This window comes from Desulfocicer niacini (genome assembly GCF_054657595.1).
In genome coordinates this window covers 91421-109779 of the sequence record NZ_BAAHYK010000004.1, presented here as the reverse complement: position 1 = coordinate 109779, position 18359 = coordinate 91421, and the positions used below count along the sequence as shown (strand labels likewise).

The 18359-nt window shown below is 48.2% G+C and carries 17 protein-coding genes; 5 read left to right on the top strand and 12 right to left on the bottom strand.

The annotated features are described in order from the left end of the window. The first annotated feature begins 443 nt into the window (after positions 1-443). Positions 444-1592, top strand: coding sequence for a hypothetical protein (locus ACYQ2M_RS03175; protein ID WP_459914865.1), 1149 nt, complete (start codon positions 444-446; stop codon positions 1590-1592). Between the two features lie 83 nt (positions 1593-1675). After that, complete coding sequence (gene ilvY, locus ACYQ2M_RS03170; protein ID WP_459914864.1) at positions 1676-2554, top strand: HTH-type transcriptional activator IlvY; 879 nt, start codon at positions 1676-1678, stop codon at positions 2552-2554. 155 nt (positions 2555-2709) lie between these two features. Here the strand turns inward: ilvY and recN are convergent, their stop codons facing one another. The 7 genes from recN to ACYQ2M_RS03135 all read right to left on the bottom strand — a co-directional run bounded on the left by recN (position 2710) and on the right by ACYQ2M_RS03135 (position 10480). Further along, positions 2710-4446, bottom strand: a complete 1737-nt coding sequence (recN, locus tag ACYQ2M_RS03165) for a DNA repair protein RecN (RefSeq protein WP_459914863.1) — start codon at positions 4444-4446, stop codon at positions 2710-2712. After that, entirely contained in the window at positions 4406-5374 is a 969-nt protein-coding gene (locus ACYQ2M_RS03160) for a nucleoside recognition domain-containing protein (RefSeq protein WP_459914862.1), read from the bottom strand. The genes recN and ACYQ2M_RS03160 overlap by 41 nt, the downstream gene beginning before the upstream one ends. A gap of 180 nt (positions 5375-5554) precedes the next feature. Then, positions 5555-6262, bottom strand: a complete 708-nt coding sequence (locus ACYQ2M_RS03155; protein WP_459914861.1) for an ABC transporter ATP-binding protein — start codon at positions 6260-6262, stop codon at positions 5555-5557. Continuing rightward, complete coding sequence (locus tag ACYQ2M_RS03150) at positions 6255-7040, bottom strand: ABC transporter ATP-binding protein (protein ID WP_459914860.1); 786 nt, start codon at positions 7038-7040, stop codon at positions 6255-6257. Before ACYQ2M_RS03150 ends, ACYQ2M_RS03155 begins: the two co-directional genes overlap by 8 nt. Positions 7041-7064: 24 nt before the next feature. Then, positions 7065-8261: an ABC transporter permease subunit gene (locus ACYQ2M_RS03145; protein ID WP_459914859.1), complete on the bottom strand. Its 1197-nt coding sequence runs from the start codon at positions 8259-8261 to the stop codon at positions 7065-7067. Between the two features lie 18 nt (positions 8262-8279). Further along, positions 8280-9188: a branched-chain amino acid ABC transporter permease gene (locus ACYQ2M_RS03140; protein ID WP_459914858.1), complete on the bottom strand. Its 909-nt coding sequence runs from the start codon at positions 9186-9188 to the stop codon at positions 8280-8282. A 176-nt stretch (positions 9189-9364) separates the two neighbouring features. Further along, positions 9365-10480: a branched-chain amino acid ABC transporter substrate-binding protein gene (locus tag ACYQ2M_RS03135; RefSeq protein ID WP_459914857.1), complete on the bottom strand. Its 1116-nt coding sequence runs from the start codon at positions 10478-10480 to the stop codon at positions 9365-9367. A 365-nt stretch (positions 10481-10845) separates the two neighbouring features. Here ACYQ2M_RS03135 and ACYQ2M_RS03130 point away from each other — a divergent pair, with 365 nt between their 5' ends. Beyond that, positions 10846-11679: an NAD(+)/NADH kinase gene (locus ACYQ2M_RS03130; protein ID WP_459914856.1), complete on the top strand. Its 834-nt coding sequence runs from the start codon at positions 10846-10848 to the stop codon at positions 11677-11679. Between the two features lie 130 nt (positions 11680-11809). On the opposite strand, the gene ACYQ2M_RS03125 is transcribed toward ACYQ2M_RS03130, so the two are convergent. Further along, the gene (locus ACYQ2M_RS03125; protein WP_459914855.1) at positions 11810-13015 is read right to left on the bottom strand and encodes a GAF domain-containing protein; all 1206 of its coding nucleotides are present in this window, start codon (positions 13013-13015) and stop codon (positions 11810-11812) included. A 171-nt stretch (positions 13016-13186) separates the two neighbouring features. On the opposite strand from ACYQ2M_RS03125, the gene ACYQ2M_RS03120 reads away from it, so the two are divergent. Then, positions 13187-14725 carry a sigma-54 interaction domain-containing protein gene (locus ACYQ2M_RS03120; RefSeq protein WP_459914854.1) on the top strand — a complete coding sequence of 513 codons (1539 nt, stop codon included), beginning with the start codon at positions 13187-13189 and terminating at the stop codon, positions 14723-14725. Next, on the top strand, positions 14725-15411 hold the full coding sequence (locus ACYQ2M_RS03115) for a DUF554 domain-containing protein (protein ID WP_459914853.1): 687 nt from the start codon (positions 14725-14727) through the stop codon (positions 15409-15411). Before ACYQ2M_RS03120 ends, ACYQ2M_RS03115 begins: the two co-directional genes overlap by 1 nt. Positions 15412-15941: 530 nt before the next feature. On the opposite strand, the gene ACYQ2M_RS03110 is transcribed toward ACYQ2M_RS03115, so the two are convergent. The 4 genes from ACYQ2M_RS03110 to ACYQ2M_RS03095 all read right to left on the bottom strand — a co-directional run bounded on the left by ACYQ2M_RS03110 (position 15942) and on the right by ACYQ2M_RS03095 (position 18075). Beyond that, positions 15942-16403, bottom strand: coding sequence for a hypothetical protein (locus tag ACYQ2M_RS03110; protein ID WP_459914852.1), 462 nt, complete (start codon positions 16401-16403; stop codon positions 15942-15944). Between the two features lie 21 nt (positions 16404-16424). Continuing rightward, positions 16425-16913 (bottom strand): anti-sigma factor family protein, encoded by a 489-nt coding sequence (locus ACYQ2M_RS03105; RefSeq protein WP_459914851.1) that lies wholly within the window; start codon positions 16911-16913, stop codon positions 16425-16427. Then, positions 16910-17488, bottom strand: a complete 579-nt coding sequence (locus tag ACYQ2M_RS03100) for an RNA polymerase sigma factor (protein WP_459914850.1) — start codon at positions 17486-17488, stop codon at positions 16910-16912. Before ACYQ2M_RS03100 ends, ACYQ2M_RS03105 begins: the two co-directional genes overlap by 4 nt. A 92-nt stretch (positions 17489-17580) precedes the next feature. Next, the gene (locus ACYQ2M_RS03095; RefSeq protein ID WP_459914849.1) at positions 17581-18075 is read right to left on the bottom strand and encodes a hypothetical protein; all 495 of its coding nucleotides are present in this window, start codon (positions 18073-18075) and stop codon (positions 17581-17583) included. Positions 18076-18359 lie beyond the last annotated feature (284 nt).

Sequence of the window (18359 nt, the reverse complement as noted above, 5' to 3'; positions counted from 1 at the left end):
TGTGATTTGTTTTCTGTTTTGCGGATTTAAATTCAAATCTTATGAGCAGCCAAAATAACATAACTTTTTTGGATAAAAGGCTCTTACGACAGATATTTTCTATAAATCAGAATATGCAGTGGTATAAATTGTGGGGCTTGGTTATAACATGGGCCATTTTATGGTGGAATTAGGCTTGTATTCTTGGCGCTTTTCGTGCAGTTTGGCTTAACACACGGGAGCTTGCGAAAAGCATAGGAACACAAGGCTGACCCCGTTGCTCCGCCATGTGTGAATGCTGCCCCATGTTGTGGTCAAGCCCTAATTTTGTTTTGATAATGGCCTGAAAAGACAAATTCAGAATTTTAAAAAAACGGTTAACGTAGTCATTTTACGTGTACTTTTAAGCAAAATTATTTTTTGGGGCAACGAAGTTATTTAATCGACAAGCAAGGGAAATGCTAATGTATTCTACAAAATCAAAACCTTATATTTTTATCGGATTAAGCATTATTATTCTTTGTCTTGTTGTGTTGCTATTTTCCATGATGGAAACTGGTGAGAGTAAAGAACTTTATACCAATGGGGCGGGCTATGTTATTTTGCCAGACACATCCAACACCAGTCCAACTAAAACCGGCGATGTCAAGAGTATGCCCATTGGTACCATCGTTGTGGATAACAAGGTTCAGCCAGTTGCCATGCTCTCCCGCAAGGATAAGAAAGTAAATTTTTCAAAAATAAAATGCCTGAAGGATATTCGGAGAAAATTTGTTCAAATCCATACATTGGGATCCTACCCGCTGGATGCCGGTCTGAATATGTTAAAGAATAATCCGGATATGCTGGAAGACTTTGGAAAGCAATGGGGGCGCCCTGTTCCTGATACCGTTTTGGATCTGTTTCGAAAATTTATCCCAGCGTTCACAATATGGGCAACAGCACCGGGATTTCAGAAATCAGAACGGTCGAATATCGCTGTATCTGGAAAATTTAGAGTCTCTTTTGGAATGCTCTCCCAGAATACATATTTGTATTTCTTCCCCTTTAAACACGGTGGATCCCTTGGGCCTGTAGAGTATACGGGGAAAATGGAACCGGCACTATTTATCACTGGTGATCGTCACAAATGGATATTGCCTTATACCTGCGGGAACGGACCGGCAGAAATTATTCTTCCATGTAAGGAGTTTTCCGGAGCAGTTCTCCCACCGGAAAACAATGCCATAGCTGAAAATGGCAGCGGGATTGTTGCAGACGTGTTTAATCAGAAAACCAACTCAGTTTCACCACTATACGCAGATAAGAACACCGGATCACCGGGCAATAATTCTTCTGTAATCACATCTGAACCCTCCATCTGGATTCCTGACACCAATGGCGGCGGCTCCAGTGGATATTCGTCAGATACGCCTTCCTCTGATGATAATCCCAAGACAAGTGAATCACTGGATTCAACAACGCCGGATTCTCCGTCTGAACCAGAACTACCAGTGTTTCCCATTGTAATCAAGCCGGATACAGGCAATGACATTCCACCCATTCCGGAGCCTGCAACATGGCTGACAATGACACTTGGTCTGCTGTTCCTTACAAGAATTAGAAAAAAATAAATATAGCCGAAAGCTGAACTCTTTTTTATGAACAGATTAGATGTTTATTATCAAGCATAATAACCTCATAAAAGGAAGGGGTTATGGACATCAGAGAACTGCAGACATTCAGACATCTGGCAAAATCACTGCACTTCGGTAAGACCAGCCGGGCCTGTAACATGACCCCATCGACTCTGACCCGGATGATACAGCGCATGGAGCAGAATGTGGGAGAATCTCTTTTTACCCGTGATAATCGCTGTGTGTCTCTCACCACTGCCGGGATGGCATTTTTGCGATATGCCGAAGACGTCTGCCAGCGCTGGATTGAACTTCAAAATGACCTATCCACCACCGAACGTCTGGTGGGGGAGCTGTCCATTTACGGGTCTGTCACCGCGGTGTACAGCATTTTATCCAGCATTCTATTTGAATTTCGAAAAATGCACCCGGCGGTGCAGATTAACCTGGAAACAGGTGATGCGGCAAAGGCTTTAACCAAACTTTGGAATGGAGAAGTGGATGTCTCTATAGCTGCCCTGCCGGAAAAAATGCCCGAAGATCTGGCATATATCAAGGTTGCCGAAACGCCGCTGGTTTTCATCGGTCCTGTAAAGTTTCCGGATACGGTGGTATACAAGGGCACTGCCATCGACTGGCAGCAAACCCCCCTCATTATGCCGGAACAGGGCCTTAGCCGGGAGCAGCTGGAGAAGTGGCTTCACCGGGAAGAGCTTGGTGGCACCATCTATGCCCAGGTGGCCGGTAACGAAGCCATCATAGCCATGGTCAGCCTTGGATGTGGCGTGGCCGTTATTCCCCGGCTGGTGCTGGAAAAAAGTCCCCTTTACTGTGAAGTTGAAATTCTAAAAAATACCCCGGAACTGACCCCGTTTTCCATTGGCATCTGCACCTTTAAAAAACAGCTGTCCAACCCCAGGATAAAAGCTCTATGGAACATCGCCAGGGCGGTATCTTGAATTATGTATTTTAACTTTTTTCCATATAACACACAAGACAGTAACCACCAGATACAACGAAAAAAATGAAACTCTAATCATTGCAGTCCGTTAGACATAATTTCATGTAAAAAAGCCCACGGCAATCACCACCTGCACAAGTAATAATGAAAAAACTATGTACGCAATAGTTCCTCAGCATGGTCCAGGGTGACCTTGGTGATGGTAGTTCCTCCCATCATCCGTGCAATTTCCCGGACTCGGTCTTCCGTGTTTGTAAGGGGGCTGATCATGGTGGAGGTTCGCTGGTTCACCACCTGTTTTTCAATTTTATAGTGAGTGTTGCCGTATTTGGCGATCTGGGCCAGATGGGTGATGCAGATGACCTGGTATTTTTCAGACAATGCTTTAAGTTTAATTCCCACTTTATCCGAGGTTTTGCCGCCGATACCAGAATCCACCTCGTCAAACACAAGGGTTCCAAGCACGTCGGTGTCCGAAAGAATGGCCTTCAGGGCCAGCACCACCCGGGACAGTTCCCCCCCAGATGCAATGCGTGCCAGGGGCCGGGGGCTTTCCCCGGGGTTGGGTGCCATGAGAAAAGAGACCTTGTCCATGCCGGTGTGAGTAATCTTCATGCCCTTGACGGAGAGCAGATCTTGTTGTCGGTTCTCCGGGAACAGATCCTGCTGAACCTTTGCCTTGACTGAAGGGGTTTGGGTCACGGTAATGGTGAAGCGGATCTGATCCATTTCCAGGGTTTTTAATTCATCCTCCGCTAGTTTTGCCAGTTTCTCTGAGGCTTTCTGGCGTGCTTGAGACAGCTCAAGAGCCTTTGTTCCCAGGCTCCGGGATAGGGAAATGCATTGATTTTCCATGGCTTCTATCGTTGCTGCCATGTTTCCGGTACTGGCAATTTTTTTTTTTAGATCAGCATGGAAGGCAAAGAGGGCTTCCAGGGAAGGTTTTCCATACTTTCGCTTAAGTTTTTGTATGAGATCCAGACGGGCTTCGGTCTCTTCAAGGGAGCCGGGATCAAGGTCTATGGTTGCAGAAAGTTTTCGCATGTCATCGGTGATGTCTTCCAGATCAAACATGGTTTTGGAGAGTTTCTCGCTGATGGCGGCAATTTTATCATCCAGATGTCCATGTTTTTCCAGGACGGTTTTGATGCCCCCCAGCTCTTCGAGCAGGGACCCTTCTCCTGAATAAATTTTTTCCACACCGGTGTTAAGGCCAGTGAATATTTCAGAACCGTTTTTCAGGCGTTGCTTACGGGTTTCAAGGTCCTTATCTTCATCGGGAAGAATTCTGGCCTTGTCAATGTCATCAATTTGAAATTGAATAAGTTCCTGTTCGTCGGTCAGTTTTTCAATGCTTGCCTTTAATTGTCCAAGCTCCCGGATCAGGGGAGCCATTTCATTGCAGATGGCGGATACCTGGTTTCTCAGGGGCCAGGTATTGGCAAAATGGTCCAGGATATCCAGGTGGTTGTCTTCACTGAGAAGGGTCTGGTGGGCATGCTGGCTGGAAACGGAAGCAAGATTTGCCGTGACCTTTTTTAAGAGCTGCATGGTGGCCTGGGTGGAATTGATGAAGATCCGATGTCGACCGCTGGTATTGATGATTCTTCGGATGATCAGGCCCTCTGACGGGTCAAGTCCCTGGGCCGTCATGATGCTGGCGGCAGGACCATCCGGGGCAATGTCAAAACAGGCTTCCAGCTCGGCGCTTGTTTTTCCGGTGCGCACCAGGTCCGCCGAAGCCCGTCCCCCCAGCAGAAGATTCACCGCTTCAATGATGATGGATTTTCCCGCCCCGGTTTCTCCGGTGAGCACCGAAAGGCCGTGGGAAAAGGAAATCCGAAGGTCATCAATGATCGCAAAGTTTTTTATGGCCAGTTCGCTGAGCATGAAATTTCCTGATAAGGTTTACAATGTGAAGCAGGTAGATGGCAAAAATGGCTGCAGTAAGGCGGGGAATCCACAGCCAGATGGGGGAGATGCCCAGGGGTAGAAATAGGGCAGGGTCTTCTATCATGGCGTGATTGATGCCTATGGACAGGTGAAGCCGGTTCAGGTCATCCGGGTCAAAGGTGTTGTTCCGGGTCTCTTCAACAATAACGGCGGCCCCGTAGGTCAGCCCGAATATGGCTGCGGTGAGCCACAGTACCCCTGTAGCCTGACTTAATCCCATGAGCTTGAGCACGGGGGAAATGCCCCGGACAATGTATTCAATGAGATGAAAAATTTTCATAAGTTCCATCACCATCATCAAGGGCATGATGATGAGAAAGATCTGAAGGCCAAGGCCTGCCATGTCCCAGCTCCATCCAAGGAGCATGGTACCCAGAGACATTGAGTGGGTGTTACCAGCGGCCACGGAGCCGGTGAGAACCACAGGCGGTGCAACATCCATGACAATGGCGGCAAGAAAGGTGACACACAGGGACATCAACAGCCGGAAGCAGGCTGCTGTCACGGCATTGAAGCCCGATTGCCCCTGGACAATGCTTTCCTGAATGATATTGTGGGAAATAAGCAGAAAAATGGCAATTAGGGTCATCTGGTCCATGGTCAGGGGCAGGGCTGCCATGGCACCGATGGCACCGTAGATCCCGGTAAACAGGCCGATGATCAGGGGCAGGGCTGCTGATGCCGGCAGATGAAGCACGCCCATGACCGGCTGGATGAGAAAATCAAGGGAATAAAGCCATCCCGAATAAACCAGCAGAGCTGTTCCAAGGGAGATGGGAACCAGGATTTTCAGCAGCCAGATATAGCCGCTGATTCCCCTTTTCAGCCCGTCTTTGATACCTTGTATTAATTTTTCACGTATCATATTTACTGTTTTTCCAATGACTCATATCATGAGTTGACCAGGTCGCCAGGGACCTGTTTGGCTTTTTTATATAAAATTCCGCCCAAGGTGCTGAAATACTTTGAGTTTGATTTTTCGTTGTGGCTGGTGGCATACAGCCACGTGGGTTTATAAGAAAGTGTCGGCAGGCCGACATGTGAGTTATATCCCAAGATATGCTTTTTTCACAGCCTCATTGGACAAGAGGTTTTCCCCGGTATCGGTCATGGTGATGGAACCGGTTTCCATGACATATCCCCGGTGGGCAATTTTCAGGGCCAGGTTGGCATTCTGCTCCACCAGAAAAATGGTGGTGTTGTTTTCTTTGTTTATCTTCTGGATAATATTAAAGATCTGTTTAACGATGATGGGGGCAAGTCCCAGGGAGGGCTCATCCAGCAGAAGGAGTTTCGGGCGTGTCATGATGGCCCGGGAGATGGCCAGCATCTGCTGTTCTCCACCGCTTAATGTTCCCCCTGCCTGGCTTTTTCTTTCGGCAAGCCGGGGAAAAAGATCAAAGATATATTCCAGGTCTTTTTTTATATTTTCGGTGTCTTTTCTAAGAAAGGTCCCCATGTCCAGATTTTCCATGACGGTGAGATGGGGAAAAATATGGCGGCCTTCGGGTACCTGGTTGATGCCCAGCGCCACAATTTTATCCGGTGTCATGTCATGGATGGGCTGTCCTTGGAAGTGAATTTCGCCCTGACGTGCCCGGGTAACTCCGCAGATGGTCATGAGGGTGGTGGATTTGCCTGCTCCGTTGGCCCCGATGAGGGAGATGATTTCCCCTTCCTTCACATCCATGTTGATGTTTTTCAGGGCCTGGATATTACCGTAAAAGGTCTGAATGTTTCTCAGTTTAAGCATCAATTTCCTCCCCCAGATAGGCTTTGATCACCACGGGGTTGTTCCGGATTTCTTCTGGAGTCCCTTCGCCGATCTTTTTACCGTAATCCACCACGTAGATACGTTCGGACAGGCTCATGACAAGCTTCATATCATGTTCAATTAGCAGGATGGAAATACCCTCTTCATCCCGGATTTTTAAAATCAGTTCATCCAGTTCGCTGGTTTCCTGGGGGTTCATCCCGGCGGCGGGCTCATCAAGCAAGAGTAAAAACGGATCGGTGGCCATGGCCCGGGCGATTTCCAGGCGGCGCTGGGCCCCATAGGGCAGGTTGATGGCCAGTTCATCCACATATTTTGCAAGACCGATTTTTTTAAGAATTTCATAGCTTTTTTCCACAATGAAATTTTCTTCGGCCCGGGTGGCTTTACCCCGGAAAATGGCCCCCAGAACCCCGGTTTTTGTGATGGCATGGCATCCTATCATGACATTTTCCAGCACCGTCATGGAGGTGAATAAGCGGATATTCTGGAAGGTTCTGGCAAGTCCTTTGCGGGTGACGATGTTGGTTTTGAGTCCGTTGACCCGCTCTTTTTTCCCTTGGGGAAAAATGAGAACGTCACCGGAGGTGGGGGTGTATATACCGGTGATGCAGTTGAAGAAGGTGGTTTTCCCGGCACCATTGGGACCGATGAGGGCCACAATTTCACCTTTGTTAATGAAGAGGCTAAGGTCGTCTATGGCCCGAAGCCCGCCAAAATCCATGGTCATATCTTTTACTTCAAGAATTGGTTTCATAAAGAGTCAGTTTGGGGGATAGGGTTAGTTTTTTTCAAATTTATATGTTTTCCTGACATTTTCAATGATGCCGCCGGGCCGGAAGACCATCATGAGCACCAGTACTGTTCCAAAGGTGATCATGCGGAATTGTCCGAAATCCCGGAGATATTCCGGCAAAAGTATGAGAAGCAATGCACCGGACATTACGCCGGCAATGGAGCCCATTCCCCCCAGAACTACTGTGCACAAAATGATCACCGATTCCCAGATGGTGAAGCTTGCCGGGTTGATAAAGGTGGTTTTGGCTGCGAAAACCACTCCCCCCATGCCCGCCCACATGGCACCAAGAGCAAAGGCCCTCAATTTGGTTTTGGCTTTGTTGATGCCCATGGCCTGGCAGGCAATTTCATCATCCTTCAGGGCAATCCAGGCCCTTCCTATTCTGGAGTTTTCAAGGCGATTTATGACAAAAATTGTAAAGATCACCAAGGCCACAATGATGTAGAAGATAAAAATGGTGGAGCCTTCCAGAGAAAGGTCCATGCCGGGCAGGCCGGGCTTGGGAATGTTTGCAATGCCGCTGGGTCCAAAGGAGAACTCATTCCAGTTTTCCAGTACCAGTCGGATGATTTCGCCAAATCCCAGGGTGACAATGGCCAGGTAATCCCCCCGGAGGCGCAGCACCGGATAACCAAGGAGAATACCGAACAGAGCCGCCAGCAGGCCCCCCAGGGGCAGGGCAATCCAGAAGACCAGCCCGTAATGCAGATTTAAAAGGGCATAGGAATAGGCTCCCACGGCAAAAAAAGCCACATACCCAAGATCAAGAAGTCCTGCAAGGCCGATGACGATGTTCAGACCCAGTCCCAGCATGACATAGATCAGAGCAGATATCATGATGTTGGTCTGGTACATGGAAAAAATGTGGGGAAAAAGCAGGGTAAAAGCCCCAATCAAAATAATGCCCGGGAGGGTGAATCTCTTATCCTGCAGCAGGGTCTGGATGGTGCCCGGTCCCTGTTGCTTGTCTTTTTTGGCACTGTCAGCCTGGCGTTTTAGAAGATATCGCCAGAGCATGGAAAGTGCAAAGGCCCCGATACCCACAAGGGCCATGTTGTGCCACCGCCATTCCACGGTGTCGGTGACGGTGTTGACCCTGATCACCATGAGGGGAAAGGTGAGGAACATGAACCACAGGGAGGCCAGGAACGATTTTTTTATTTCATTTTTTGCTGTCATAGTCAAAATCCGGTGTCTTTATACCTTTTTGGTTTCCGCTCTGCCGAGTATCCCCGAGGGTCTGAAAATCAGAATCAGCACAAGGAACAAAAAGGCAAATACGTCTTCATAATCACTGGAAATGTAACCGGTGAAAAAGCTTTCTGTCCAGCCCAGCACCAGGGCACCCAGTACCGCACCGGGAATGCTGCCGATGCCCCCAAGTACCGCAGCCACAAAGGCTTTGATGCCGGCAATGAATCCCATGTAAAAGTTGATCTGACCGATGTGGGATGCAATGAGAATACCGCCGATGGCGGCGGTGGCGGAACCCACGATGAAGGTCACAGAGATCACTCTGTCCACATTGATGCCAAGCAGGGCAGCCATCATTTTGTCCTGGGAGGTAGCCCGCATGGCCTTGCCGATTTTTGTGAACTTGATCAGGATGGTTAGGAGGATCATTACCACCACTGTGGTGATAATAATAACCAGTTCCGGGGATGTCAGAATGTGGGCATAGGGTTCCCAGAACTCAAAATCCGGGATCAGGCTGGGAAAGGGAAGAAAGTCAGATGTCTGGGCTAGAAGAACATAGTTCTGCAGAAACAAAGACATGCCGATGGCGGAAATAAGGGCCGAAAGCCTGGGGGCGTTTCTCAAGGGCTTGTAGGCAATTTTTTCCATGGTGAACCCATAGGCGCAAGAGTAAATAATGGCCGCCATTCCGGCCAGAATCACCACGGCCAGCGTGGGGAATCCTGCCATGGTTAACACGCTTGCGATGATGAGGCCAGTAAAGGCTCCAATCATGTAGATCTCCCCATGGGCAAAATTGATCAGCTCTATGATGCCGTAAACCATGGTGTAGCCAAGGGCTATGAGGGCGTAAATACTGCCCCGGGTCAGGCCCCCCAGGAAAAGTTGTGCAAAATATTCAAAGTCCATATAAATCCTGTCTTTCTGCCTGCCCTGTCCGGGAAAAGATGGGACAGTAAACAAGAGAAGAGGGGGGCGGACATGCATCCGTCCCCCTGAATGATTCAAGTGATGACACCCTTTGAATAGAGGACTTCCGGTGCCATATTGCAGGAAAGGCCAACGGCTTTTCCTGCACGATTAGATTATTTTTGCTCCACAAAAGCACCGTTTGTCACTTGGTACACGGAGAAACCAATACCGGTGGCATCGCCGTTGTTGTCAAATTTGATTTTACCGAGGGGGGTATCCACATATTCGGTGTGCAATGCCTTGACGATGGCATCATAATTTGTGGAACCAGCCTTTTCAATGGCATTCAGGAGGGCCAGGGTTGCCGCATAGGCATTGTCAAAGAAAGCACCGGGATCAGACCCATAGGCATCCTGGTGTTCTTTTTTTGCAGCAATGGCAAGGGGGTTTTTAGAGATATCCATTGGACCTGTGGCATAAACGCCTTCACAGTACTCGCCGGCAACCTTGATGAAGGTGTCGTCCTTAACACCATCACCGCCCATGAAAAGAGTCTTCATTCTTTTCTTTCGCATGAGTGTCACAATCTTGGAGGCTTCGGGGTGATAACCGCCCCAGATCACCAGATCTGGTTTTTTGCTGCGAACTTTGGTGACGATGGCGGAGTAGTCAACAGCACCAGGAGTGACGCCTTCAAACAATACCACTTCTGCACCGGCTTCGGTGAAATATTTCTGGGCCAGTTCCGCCTGCCCTTTACCATAGTCTCCCTTGTCATGGAGGATGGCAAGGGTTTTTACTTTGAGAACGTCCATGGCAAATTTGGTCTGGAGCTGGGCCTGGGTCGCATCATGGGCAATGGTTCTGAAAAAGTTGGGGTACTCACCGCTCAGGGTGAGGTCGGGGCTTGTGGCGGAAGGCGACATGGTGACAATTCCAGAGTCCTTGTAGATACCAAGGGCTGATTTGGTGGCACCACTGCAGATATGACCCATTACCACCTCGGCACCGTCGGAAACCAGTTTGGTGGCCGTGTTACCGGCAACTTCAGGTTTGCACACGTCATCTTCCACCAGAAGTTCAACCTGTTTTCCAAGGACACCGCCCTTTGCATTGATTTTTTTAACTACCAGTTCTGCGGCCTTTACAGAGGGCAGACCATAGGATGCCAGATCCCCACTGTGGGCACCGGCCACGCCCAGTTTTATGGTATCACCGGCCGATGCTGCCCCGGTGAGAGCAAAAAGAGATACTGCCAAGACCGCCAGTACTTTGCTGAATTTTTTCATGGATTCTCCTTGACTTGATTGTGTTGGTAATAGGGACGTCTCTAAAAAATAAATTAATCTCTGATTTATACTGATTCAACAGTGTTGCGTCAAGGAAAATCACGACAAATCAGGGGATTAGAAACACTGAAGCAGTGGGTGTGCGGGGGGGGAAAATAAAAAAAAACTTGCATCTGTGTGGCGGATGCAAGTAAAAAGCCAGAATGCAGTATCACAGTGTGGTCAAGTTCCGCAGGGGCTTGCCTGCAAAATAAAATCAGGAATTGATTCCAGCTTTGTCGACTTTATATCAATCTTTAAATGAGCTGAGCTGGCATCCATTCCCGGAATTACAAACACGGGCAGGTGGAAGAGAGTGGGTTTCCATGGAAAATAAGTGTATCGGGCTTTTTGTTAAAAGGGATGAGCGGGCAAAGAAAAAAGCCGTAGAGCTTGAGGGGTGGCTTGAAGACAGGGGGCTGCAGGTTCTTTTTGCCGATGATCCCGGTGTTTCCTTGTCCCAAAATCCGCCTTTCTGTATTGTTGTTCTGGGAGGGGACGGTACATTTTTAAGTGCTGCTCGTCTGGTGGGGAATCTTAATATCCCGCTCATGGGCATCAAGTTCGGAGAGGTGGGTTTCCTGGCGGAAACATTGGAATCCCACCTGTATGAGGCCATGGAGCAGGTGCTTGCCGGAAATTTTGTTATAGAAGAGCGCATGCGCCTTCAGGTGTCCGTGATCCGGGAAGGTAAAAAGATTGCATCGGTGGGGGTTTTAAATGATGTGGTGCTCAATAAGGGAGCACTTTCACGCCTTGCCAGGTGTGCGGTGTACATTGATTCCAGTTATCTGACCACATTCAAGGCAGATGGCCTTATCCTGGCCACACCAACCGGTTCTACGGCCTACTCCCTGGCCGCCGGGGGCCCTGTGATTCATCCGGTTGTGCCGGGTATTATCCTGACACCCATCTGTCCTTTTACCTTGACAAATCGGCCCTTGATTATTCCGGATACCGCCCAGGTGGAAATGCATCTGGAGGACGATCCTTCCGATATTGTCCTGACCTTTGACGGCCAGGAGGGGATGGCCATTGACTCCAGGGATCGTATTGTGGTTAAAAAGGGCACTCATCCGGTGCGGATGATTTCTTTAAGCCGGGATAATTATTTTAATGTGTTAAAGGCAAGGCTCATGTGGAGCGGCGGCCGGGGCTGACCCTTCCCGGAAGTTGCTCGTTTTGTGATCATGGTATTCTGTGAATGTGATTTCCAGGTAAACGGGATCAGGGCAAGCTTGGCCTCATCGCTGATGAAGCCTCCGACCGGGAGGATGGTGATGCGCCAGACTACTTTGTATTGCTGGATTCCCAGATATCCACAATTTTAAGGTTCCCGGGGTATTTCATGGTTTTATATTTTGTGATGCCTGCCAGTCTCCGGGTAATTTGGCTGATTCTTGAAATGTTGGCCTGGATGGTGTGCATGTCTTTTACAAGCTGGCTTTCGGGATCCTGGTCCATGATGATCAGTTCCGAATGTCCCAGTAGGGTCTGCAGCGGCTGGTTCAGTTCATGACATACGGCACCGGCCATTTCCAGAACTCCCTGGAGACGTTCTTTTTCCCCCCGTTCCTGTTCCGCCCGATTTCGTTCGGTAATATCGGAAAACGTCGCAATAAGGCACGCAAGGGGATTGTCAGGATCGGAACTTCCCACCTTGAGATGGCCCTGGAATGTTGATTTGTCCCTGCGCATGAGCAACAAATCCAGTTCCAGTTTGTTTGTGCGGGGAAAGTGGTCGTATATGGATTTCCCTGCGGCCAGAAAGGCTTCTTTGCTGGGATAAATCATTTCCACACTCTGGTTCTTGAAATCATCCTTTCCCTGGTAACCGAATAATTTTACCATCTCCTGGTTTACCCATTTAAAAGATCTGTTCTCCACAAGGGCAATGCCCACCGGGGAGGTTTCCAGAATTTTTTCAAGAATCTGGCCCTGTTCCTGGAGCGCATCACTGAATTCTCTTCGTTCCAGAGCAAGGGCTATGTGTCGGGCCACCAGATCTAGAATGTTCAGATCTTTTTCTCCGTATGATATGTCCGGGGTGTAGCTCTGTACGGCAACGGCACCGGTTACCCGGGTGCCGATTTTCAGGGGGGCTCCCAGCCAGGTGTGGCTCAGGGTGCCAATGGTCTTTTTATGAACGAAACGGGCATGCCTGAGAATATCTTTTTTCTCAAACAGCAATGGCATTTCAGCCTTGATAACCCTTCCCGTAAGGGACGCCGTCTTGCTGAATTCTGTAATCTCATGAATGTCTTTGTCATACTCATCCACGTAATATGGAAAGGAAATGGCATCTTTTTCCGGATGGTGAATGGCAATAAAGAAATTGTCCGCATTGAGAATTTTGCCAAGGGAATTGTGGATGGCGTGATACAGTTCGTTTAGGTTCTGGGTTCGGTTGACAGCTTCAGCTATTTCAAGCAGTACATTCATCACCTCATGATATTTTTTTTCGTGGATAGACGATTTCTCCGTTTTTCTTCCCATGACAGGTTCCTGTTTGGCCTGTTAACCGTTTTTGAAGATAAATTAATTTCTACGTGGACAGTATCTCACTTAAAATGATATAAATCAAGATTTATGACCGGCGGGGGATGGGGCAGAAGATCATGACCTGCTTTAATTTGATCACTTTGACAGGACCGCAATGTGGAAGATATGAAAAACAGAAATAAATCCTTTGAAGAAATTTCATTGCTCTATGAAATCCACGAGGCCTTGAATGAGCACTCGGATATGAAAAGAGCCCTTTACCGGGTATTGAGTATCCTGGCTGAATCGCTGAATTTGATCCGGGGCGCCATTACGTTGCTTGATCCTGTAACAAGGGAAATTCACATTGAAGTGGCCCATGGTATTCCGGAAAAGGCCAAAAAGAATGTGAGATATAAGATGGGGGAGGGTATCACCGGCCGGGTGATTCAGACGGGAAGGGCCATGGTGGTCCCCCGGATCAGCCAGGAGCCCTTGTTTCTTGATCGAACCGATTCCCGGCGAAAAGTAGATTCTGCCCAGGATTATTCTTTTATCTGTGTGCCGGTGAAAAGGGAAAACAAGGTGGTGGGAGCACTCAGTGCTGACAGCTCCCTGGGAGAGGAAGACTCCCTGCAAAAGGGCGAAAAAATTCTTTCCGTGGTGGCCACCATGATTGCCCGTCATGTGATTAATCTTGAAGCGCTTCACATGGAAAAGGAGTTTTTAAAGGAAGAAAATTTGCGTCTTAAGGGTGAATTGGAAAATAAGTACAGTTTTTCCAACATCATAGGTAATAGCAACAAGATGAGGGAAGTGTTTCAGATGATTTCCCAGGTTTCCCGGAGCAATGCCACTGTGCTCATCCGGGGGGAGAGCGGCACCGGCAAGGAACTCATCGCCAATTCCATCCATTACAACAGCCTTAGAAACAGCCATCCCTTTGTGAAGATCAACTGTGCGGCTCTGCCGGAAAATCTCATTGAAAGTGAACTGTTCGGCCATGAAAAAGGCGCATTCACTGGGGCGGCCACCCAGAAAAAGGGAAAATTTGAGATGGCCAACAAGGGTACCATCTTCCTTGATGAGATCGGTACCATGCAGCCAGGGGTTCAAGTAAAACTGCTCCGGGTGCTCCAGGAACGTGAATTTGAAAGGGTGGGGGGCTACAAGACCATCAAGAGCGATGTGCGAATCATTGCCGCAACCAACAGCAATCTGGAAGAAATGGTGGAGGAAAACACCTTTCGGGACGACCTTTATTTCCGGCTTAATGTGTTTCCCATTTACCTTCCCAGCCTTCGCATGCGCCGCACCGATATTATTCTGCTGGCTGATTTCTTTCTGGAAAAATATGCCCGGGAACATTTTAAAAAAATCAAGCGATTTTCCACCCCTGCCATTGACATGATGATGCAGTACCACTGGCCCGGTAATGTCCGAGAGCTTGAAAACTGCATTGAGCGGGCAGTTCTGTTATGTAATGAAGGTGCCATCCACAGCTATCATCTTCCCCCGAGCCTTCAAACGGGCAAGGAATCCAGTACCCTTGTTCCCTTGACCCTGGAGGCTGCGGTGCATAATCTGGAAAAAGAGATGATCATTGATTCCTTGAAAAATACCCGGGGAAATATCAAAAAAGCAGCGGAACTTCTGGGCACCACTGTTCGTAAATTTTCCTATAAGGCATCCAGATATGGAGTCAATTATAAGGATTACCGCTGATGCTGGGAAATATAGTTAATGCCGCCGCCATTATTGCAGGGGGGCTTGTGGGGCTTCTGTGCCGGGGGGGCATCCCCGAGAGATATAATAAAACCGTGGTGCATGCCATCAGTCTGGCGGTGCTGCTCATCGGTATCCGGGGAGCCATGAAGTCCGATGCGCTGCTCATCATTATTTTGAGCCTGGCACTGGGAAGCCTGCTGGGTGAAATCCTTAAAATCGAAGAACGGCTTGTTGTCTTTGGTAAGCTGCTTGAGAAACGTTTTGCCGGGGATGATGAAGGCTTTTACAAGGGGTTTGTCACTGCCACTCTGCTTTTCTGCGTGGGGTCCATGGGCATTGTGGGTGCACTTGAAAGCGGCCTTGCCGGGAACCATCAAACCCTCTTTGCCAAGGCCAGTCTGGACGGTATTTTCTCCATAATACTGGGCTCTTCCATGGGCATCGGGGTGGTATTCTCATTTATCCCGGTGTTGGTATACCAGGGAAGCATTACCCTTGCTGCTGTTTTTATCAAGCCCTATCTTCAGCCCGATGTGGTGGCCCAGATGTCTGCGGTGGGCGGGGTTTTGATCATGGCCATCGGATTTAATTTTGTGACCGATGCCAAAATTCGCATCGGCAGTATGATCCCTTCTGTGTTTTTGCCCCTGGTGTGGTATGTTATTCTGGAAATTCTGGTCTGATCCCGTTTGTCCAGAAGTAAGCTCCATGAAATGTAAGGTCTCAATAGGTTCGGGCTTTCATGAATTTATTGTGAATAACCCGCATGTCCTGGCGGACATAACGAATAATATAAATGGTAATATGCCGCTCCCAACGGCCGCCCGATCCGGCCCGGGACCGTCGGCGGCCCTTTTGCCCTGCCGGTCTAAAGCGCAGGAACTGCGGGCAGGTTTGTCCTCAAACAGCCTGCGCTTCTTAACGCCCGGCAGGGCAAAAGGGCTGATCGCCTTTAGGTCCGATCGTGCCGGACCGGCCGCCCGTTGGGGGCTCTGCAGAGGTTGCCCCAAAGTTTTATTTTCTAATAAACACAAGGTGTTTAAAGGGTTAAAGGGAATACGCCCGTAAATATTGGGCTTATTCACGTAAATGTTGGTCAGTGCCCCATATTCGCTTAGTTGGGACTGCGTAGCATACTATTGCTATGTGAGCAGGCCCAACTAAGTGAAGATGGGGTGCTGACCGAATATTTACATACGCCCTTTGGGCCTTGTTATTGTGTTGTGCCTGAAATATTAAACAAAAGATATCCGTTTTCGTATCCCGGTCCACCAATGGTGATGCTGCTGCCATTTTTAAGCAGTATTTCCGTGCCGAATACCGCACGATTTTGTTTGAAAATGTTGATTTTAAATTTTATTCTACCATTTTTAAAGCCCGTGGGGGAAATTTCCAGACGTCTGGCACCGGGAAGACTTACCCTGCCCACGATGTTGTAGGCAAGGGTAAGAGATTTTCTGTTGAGGAGGCGGTAAGCGGTGTATTTGAAAACCGATTGCAGTTCATGACCCAGGTCGCGTAATCCGGGATCCATATATGTGGCATCTGTGGCGGCATGGATGATGCGAAGATGTGCCGTGACACGGTTACCGGCTACGGCAGTGCGGGGCAGTGAAATGCATATGCATATCAACGATATCAGGATTACTGAAAGGTCTTTCCAATTTTGTTTCATAATATATATCCGCCCGATATTTCAGGTTTCTTTGTACCAGATGATTGTGTGGCGCTGCTCCATGGTTTCCAGAATCATCACGGATGCCATATTGCCATCAATGGAGTTTACAATGGCACTGGGGGCTCGGATAACCTTTTCCTGATCCCTTAGAAACAGTGTGCTTAAAAGAAGTATTGCAGCAAAAGAGGCCATCTGCAAGTAAAATTTTTTCCCCTGGATAAAGGCCATGAAACGTTGAAATGTGGATGTCAGTGGCCTTTTTCTCTGGTTTTCAGATCTTATTCTTCTTAGCAGAGCATGTTCCATTACGTCGGTTTCTGTGGTGGGAATCTGTTCGTAAACCATGCGGATAACCCCATCTCCAAGGCGCTGATACCTGTGCATCCGCTCTCGGCATTCCGGGCAGGTTGCAAGATGCTTTTCAAGTTCTGCCATCTCTTGTTCGGAAAGATCGTTATCCATAAAACGGCTGATGTTGTCTGGAGGATATGCATTACATTTTTTCATAAATCTTCCTTTTCCAGTGCCCCGGCAAGGCTTTTTCTGGCATGGTACAGCCGGGAACTGACGGTGCCGGTTTTTATGTTTAACAATTTTGAGATGGCCTCATAGGACAATCCCTCAACTGTTTTTAAAATAAATACGGTTCTTGTTTTTTCCGGAAGATTTGCCACAAGGTCCATGAGTTTTTTTTCCTGTTCCCGGGTCAGATATTGTGATTCTGGGTTTTCAGGTTTAAGGTCATTCCATGGCCCGGGGGAGTCTTCTGCTTCCAGGGGACGATGGTGCCATTTAAACCGTCTTTTCCATCGTCTTTTCCAGTTAAGGCAATGGTTGATGGTGATTTTTCTCATCCAGGTCATTAGCCCGGCATCCCCCCGGAAAGCAGTGATATTTTTGTGAACGCTTAAGAAAACATCCTGCACGATTTCAAGGCTTTCTTCGTGGTTCAGGGTGATTCCCCAGGCAATGGCCATGAGTCGTGCTTGATATTGGTTTACCAGTATCCGGAAAGCCGATTCCCGACCCTGTTTAAGCCATGTGATCAACTCTTTTTCGTCCCGGGGCGCTATGTTTATCACCTTTTTTTGTCGTTATGGATTCAGTTTGCTGTATTTACCCGGTTTTTTAGTTGTATATCCCGGGAAAAAGGCTTCTGACAGTGGGGCTGAGTTTATCGGTCCATTCGGGACCATACTCGCTTTTTTTCCCAGTATCCTCTTTCCACCATGACCTGTGCGCGATGTCCTTTTATCCATCGGTTGTGTTTGTTTAGGTGCCCGGGAACCCATCGTGTTTCGTATCTGGGAGAAACCCATACTTTTTGCATCATCCAGCGACCCTGGGTTTTGTGGGGGGTAAAGGCCTTTCTTCTTTGAGCAGGGTATGGTCTGCCGTTGTGTTGTCGGCCCCGGGGTTCAATATCATGTCTTTGTAATCGTCGGTGATGCGCCGGGGGAGTTTTTTTCTCGTAGTAATTATGGGCGTAGTGCCTGTCCCTGTTGTGGTTTCCTGAATCATGTATCAACGCTGCCCCCAGAAGGGCAACTCCGGTGCCAATGATGACGGTTTCAAGTACATGGTTCTTCCCGGGATCTGCCTTTGCCTGGGAAAAGGAAAAACTAATTAACAGCGCTGCTGCCAGGAATATGCTTAATGTCTTTTTCATGGTGTCTCTCCTTGCATCTGATGATCGGATGTTGTGACCAGGCCCGATTTTGTGAGCAAAACCGATTTTTTCGGTTTTGGTTTCTAATAGGGTCATTGGACCCTTTCCCGGGTATTGTCACAATTAAGAAATCCCATCATCTGGTTACCGTAAATGGTTTTGAACAAAAATACTATTTTTTTGTTCTTCTGATATCATTGACACCGGAAAAAAGAATTTGTTCAAAAAAAATAAAAAAAATATTCAAAGACAGTATACTTGCCCATGGAAAATGATAAAAAGGG

What these genes read in the sequence shown, in the direction of transcription:
- ACYQ2M_RS03175 (WP_459914865.1), top strand. Translation starts at nt 444, where the DNA reads ATGTATTCTACAAAATCAAAACCTTATATTTTTATCGGATTAAGCATT.
- ilvY (WP_459914864.1), top strand. Translation starts at nt 1,676, where the DNA reads ATGGACATCAGAGAACTGCAGACATTCAGACATCTGGCAAAATCACTG.
- recN (WP_459914863.1), bottom strand. Translation starts at nt 4,446, where the DNA reads ATGCTCAGCGAACTGGCCATAAAAAACTTTGCGATCATTGATGACCTT.
- ACYQ2M_RS03160 (WP_459914862.1), bottom strand. Translation starts at nt 5,374, where the DNA reads ATGATACGTGAAAAATTAATACAAGGTATCAAAGACGGGCTGAAAAGG.
- ACYQ2M_RS03155 (WP_459914861.1), bottom strand. Translation starts at nt 6,262, where the DNA reads ATGCTTAAACTGAGAAACATTCAGACCTTTTACGGTAATATCCAGGCC.
- ACYQ2M_RS03150 (WP_459914860.1), bottom strand. Translation starts at nt 7,040, where the DNA reads ATGAAACCAATTCTTGAAGTAAAAGATATGACCATGGATTTTGGCGGG.
- ACYQ2M_RS03145 (WP_459914859.1), bottom strand. Translation starts at nt 8,261, where the DNA reads ATGACAGCAAAAAATGAAATAAAAAAATCGTTCCTGGCCTCCCTGTGG.
- ACYQ2M_RS03140 (WP_459914858.1), bottom strand. Translation starts at nt 9,188, where the DNA reads ATGGACTTTGAATATTTTGCACAACTTTTCCTGGGGGGCCTGACCCGG.
- ACYQ2M_RS03135 (WP_459914857.1), bottom strand. Translation starts at nt 10,480, where the DNA reads ATGAAAAAATTCAGCAAAGTACTGGCGGTCTTGGCAGTATCTCTTTTT.
- ACYQ2M_RS03130 (WP_459914856.1), top strand. Translation starts at nt 10,846, where the DNA reads ATGGAAAATAAGTGTATCGGGCTTTTTGTTAAAAGGGATGAGCGGGCA.
- ACYQ2M_RS03125 (WP_459914855.1), bottom strand. Translation starts at nt 13,015, where the DNA reads ATGGGAAGAAAAACGGAGAAATCGTCTATCCACGAAAAAAAATATCAT.
- ACYQ2M_RS03120 (WP_459914854.1), top strand. Translation starts at nt 13,187, where the DNA reads ATGAAAAACAGAAATAAATCCTTTGAAGAAATTTCATTGCTCTATGAA.
- ACYQ2M_RS03115 (WP_459914853.1), top strand. Translation starts at nt 14,725, where the DNA reads ATGCTGGGAAATATAGTTAATGCCGCCGCCATTATTGCAGGGGGGCTT.
- ACYQ2M_RS03110 (WP_459914852.1), bottom strand. Translation starts at nt 16,403, where the DNA reads ATGAAACAAAATTGGAAAGACCTTTCAGTAATCCTGATATCGTTGATA.
- ACYQ2M_RS03105 (WP_459914851.1), bottom strand. Translation starts at nt 16,913, where the DNA reads ATGAAAAAATGTAATGCATATCCTCCAGACAACATCAGCCGTTTTATG.
- ACYQ2M_RS03095 (WP_459914849.1), bottom strand. Translation starts at nt 18,075, where the DNA reads ATGAAAAAGACATTAAGCATATTCCTGGCAGCAGCGCTGTTAATTAGT.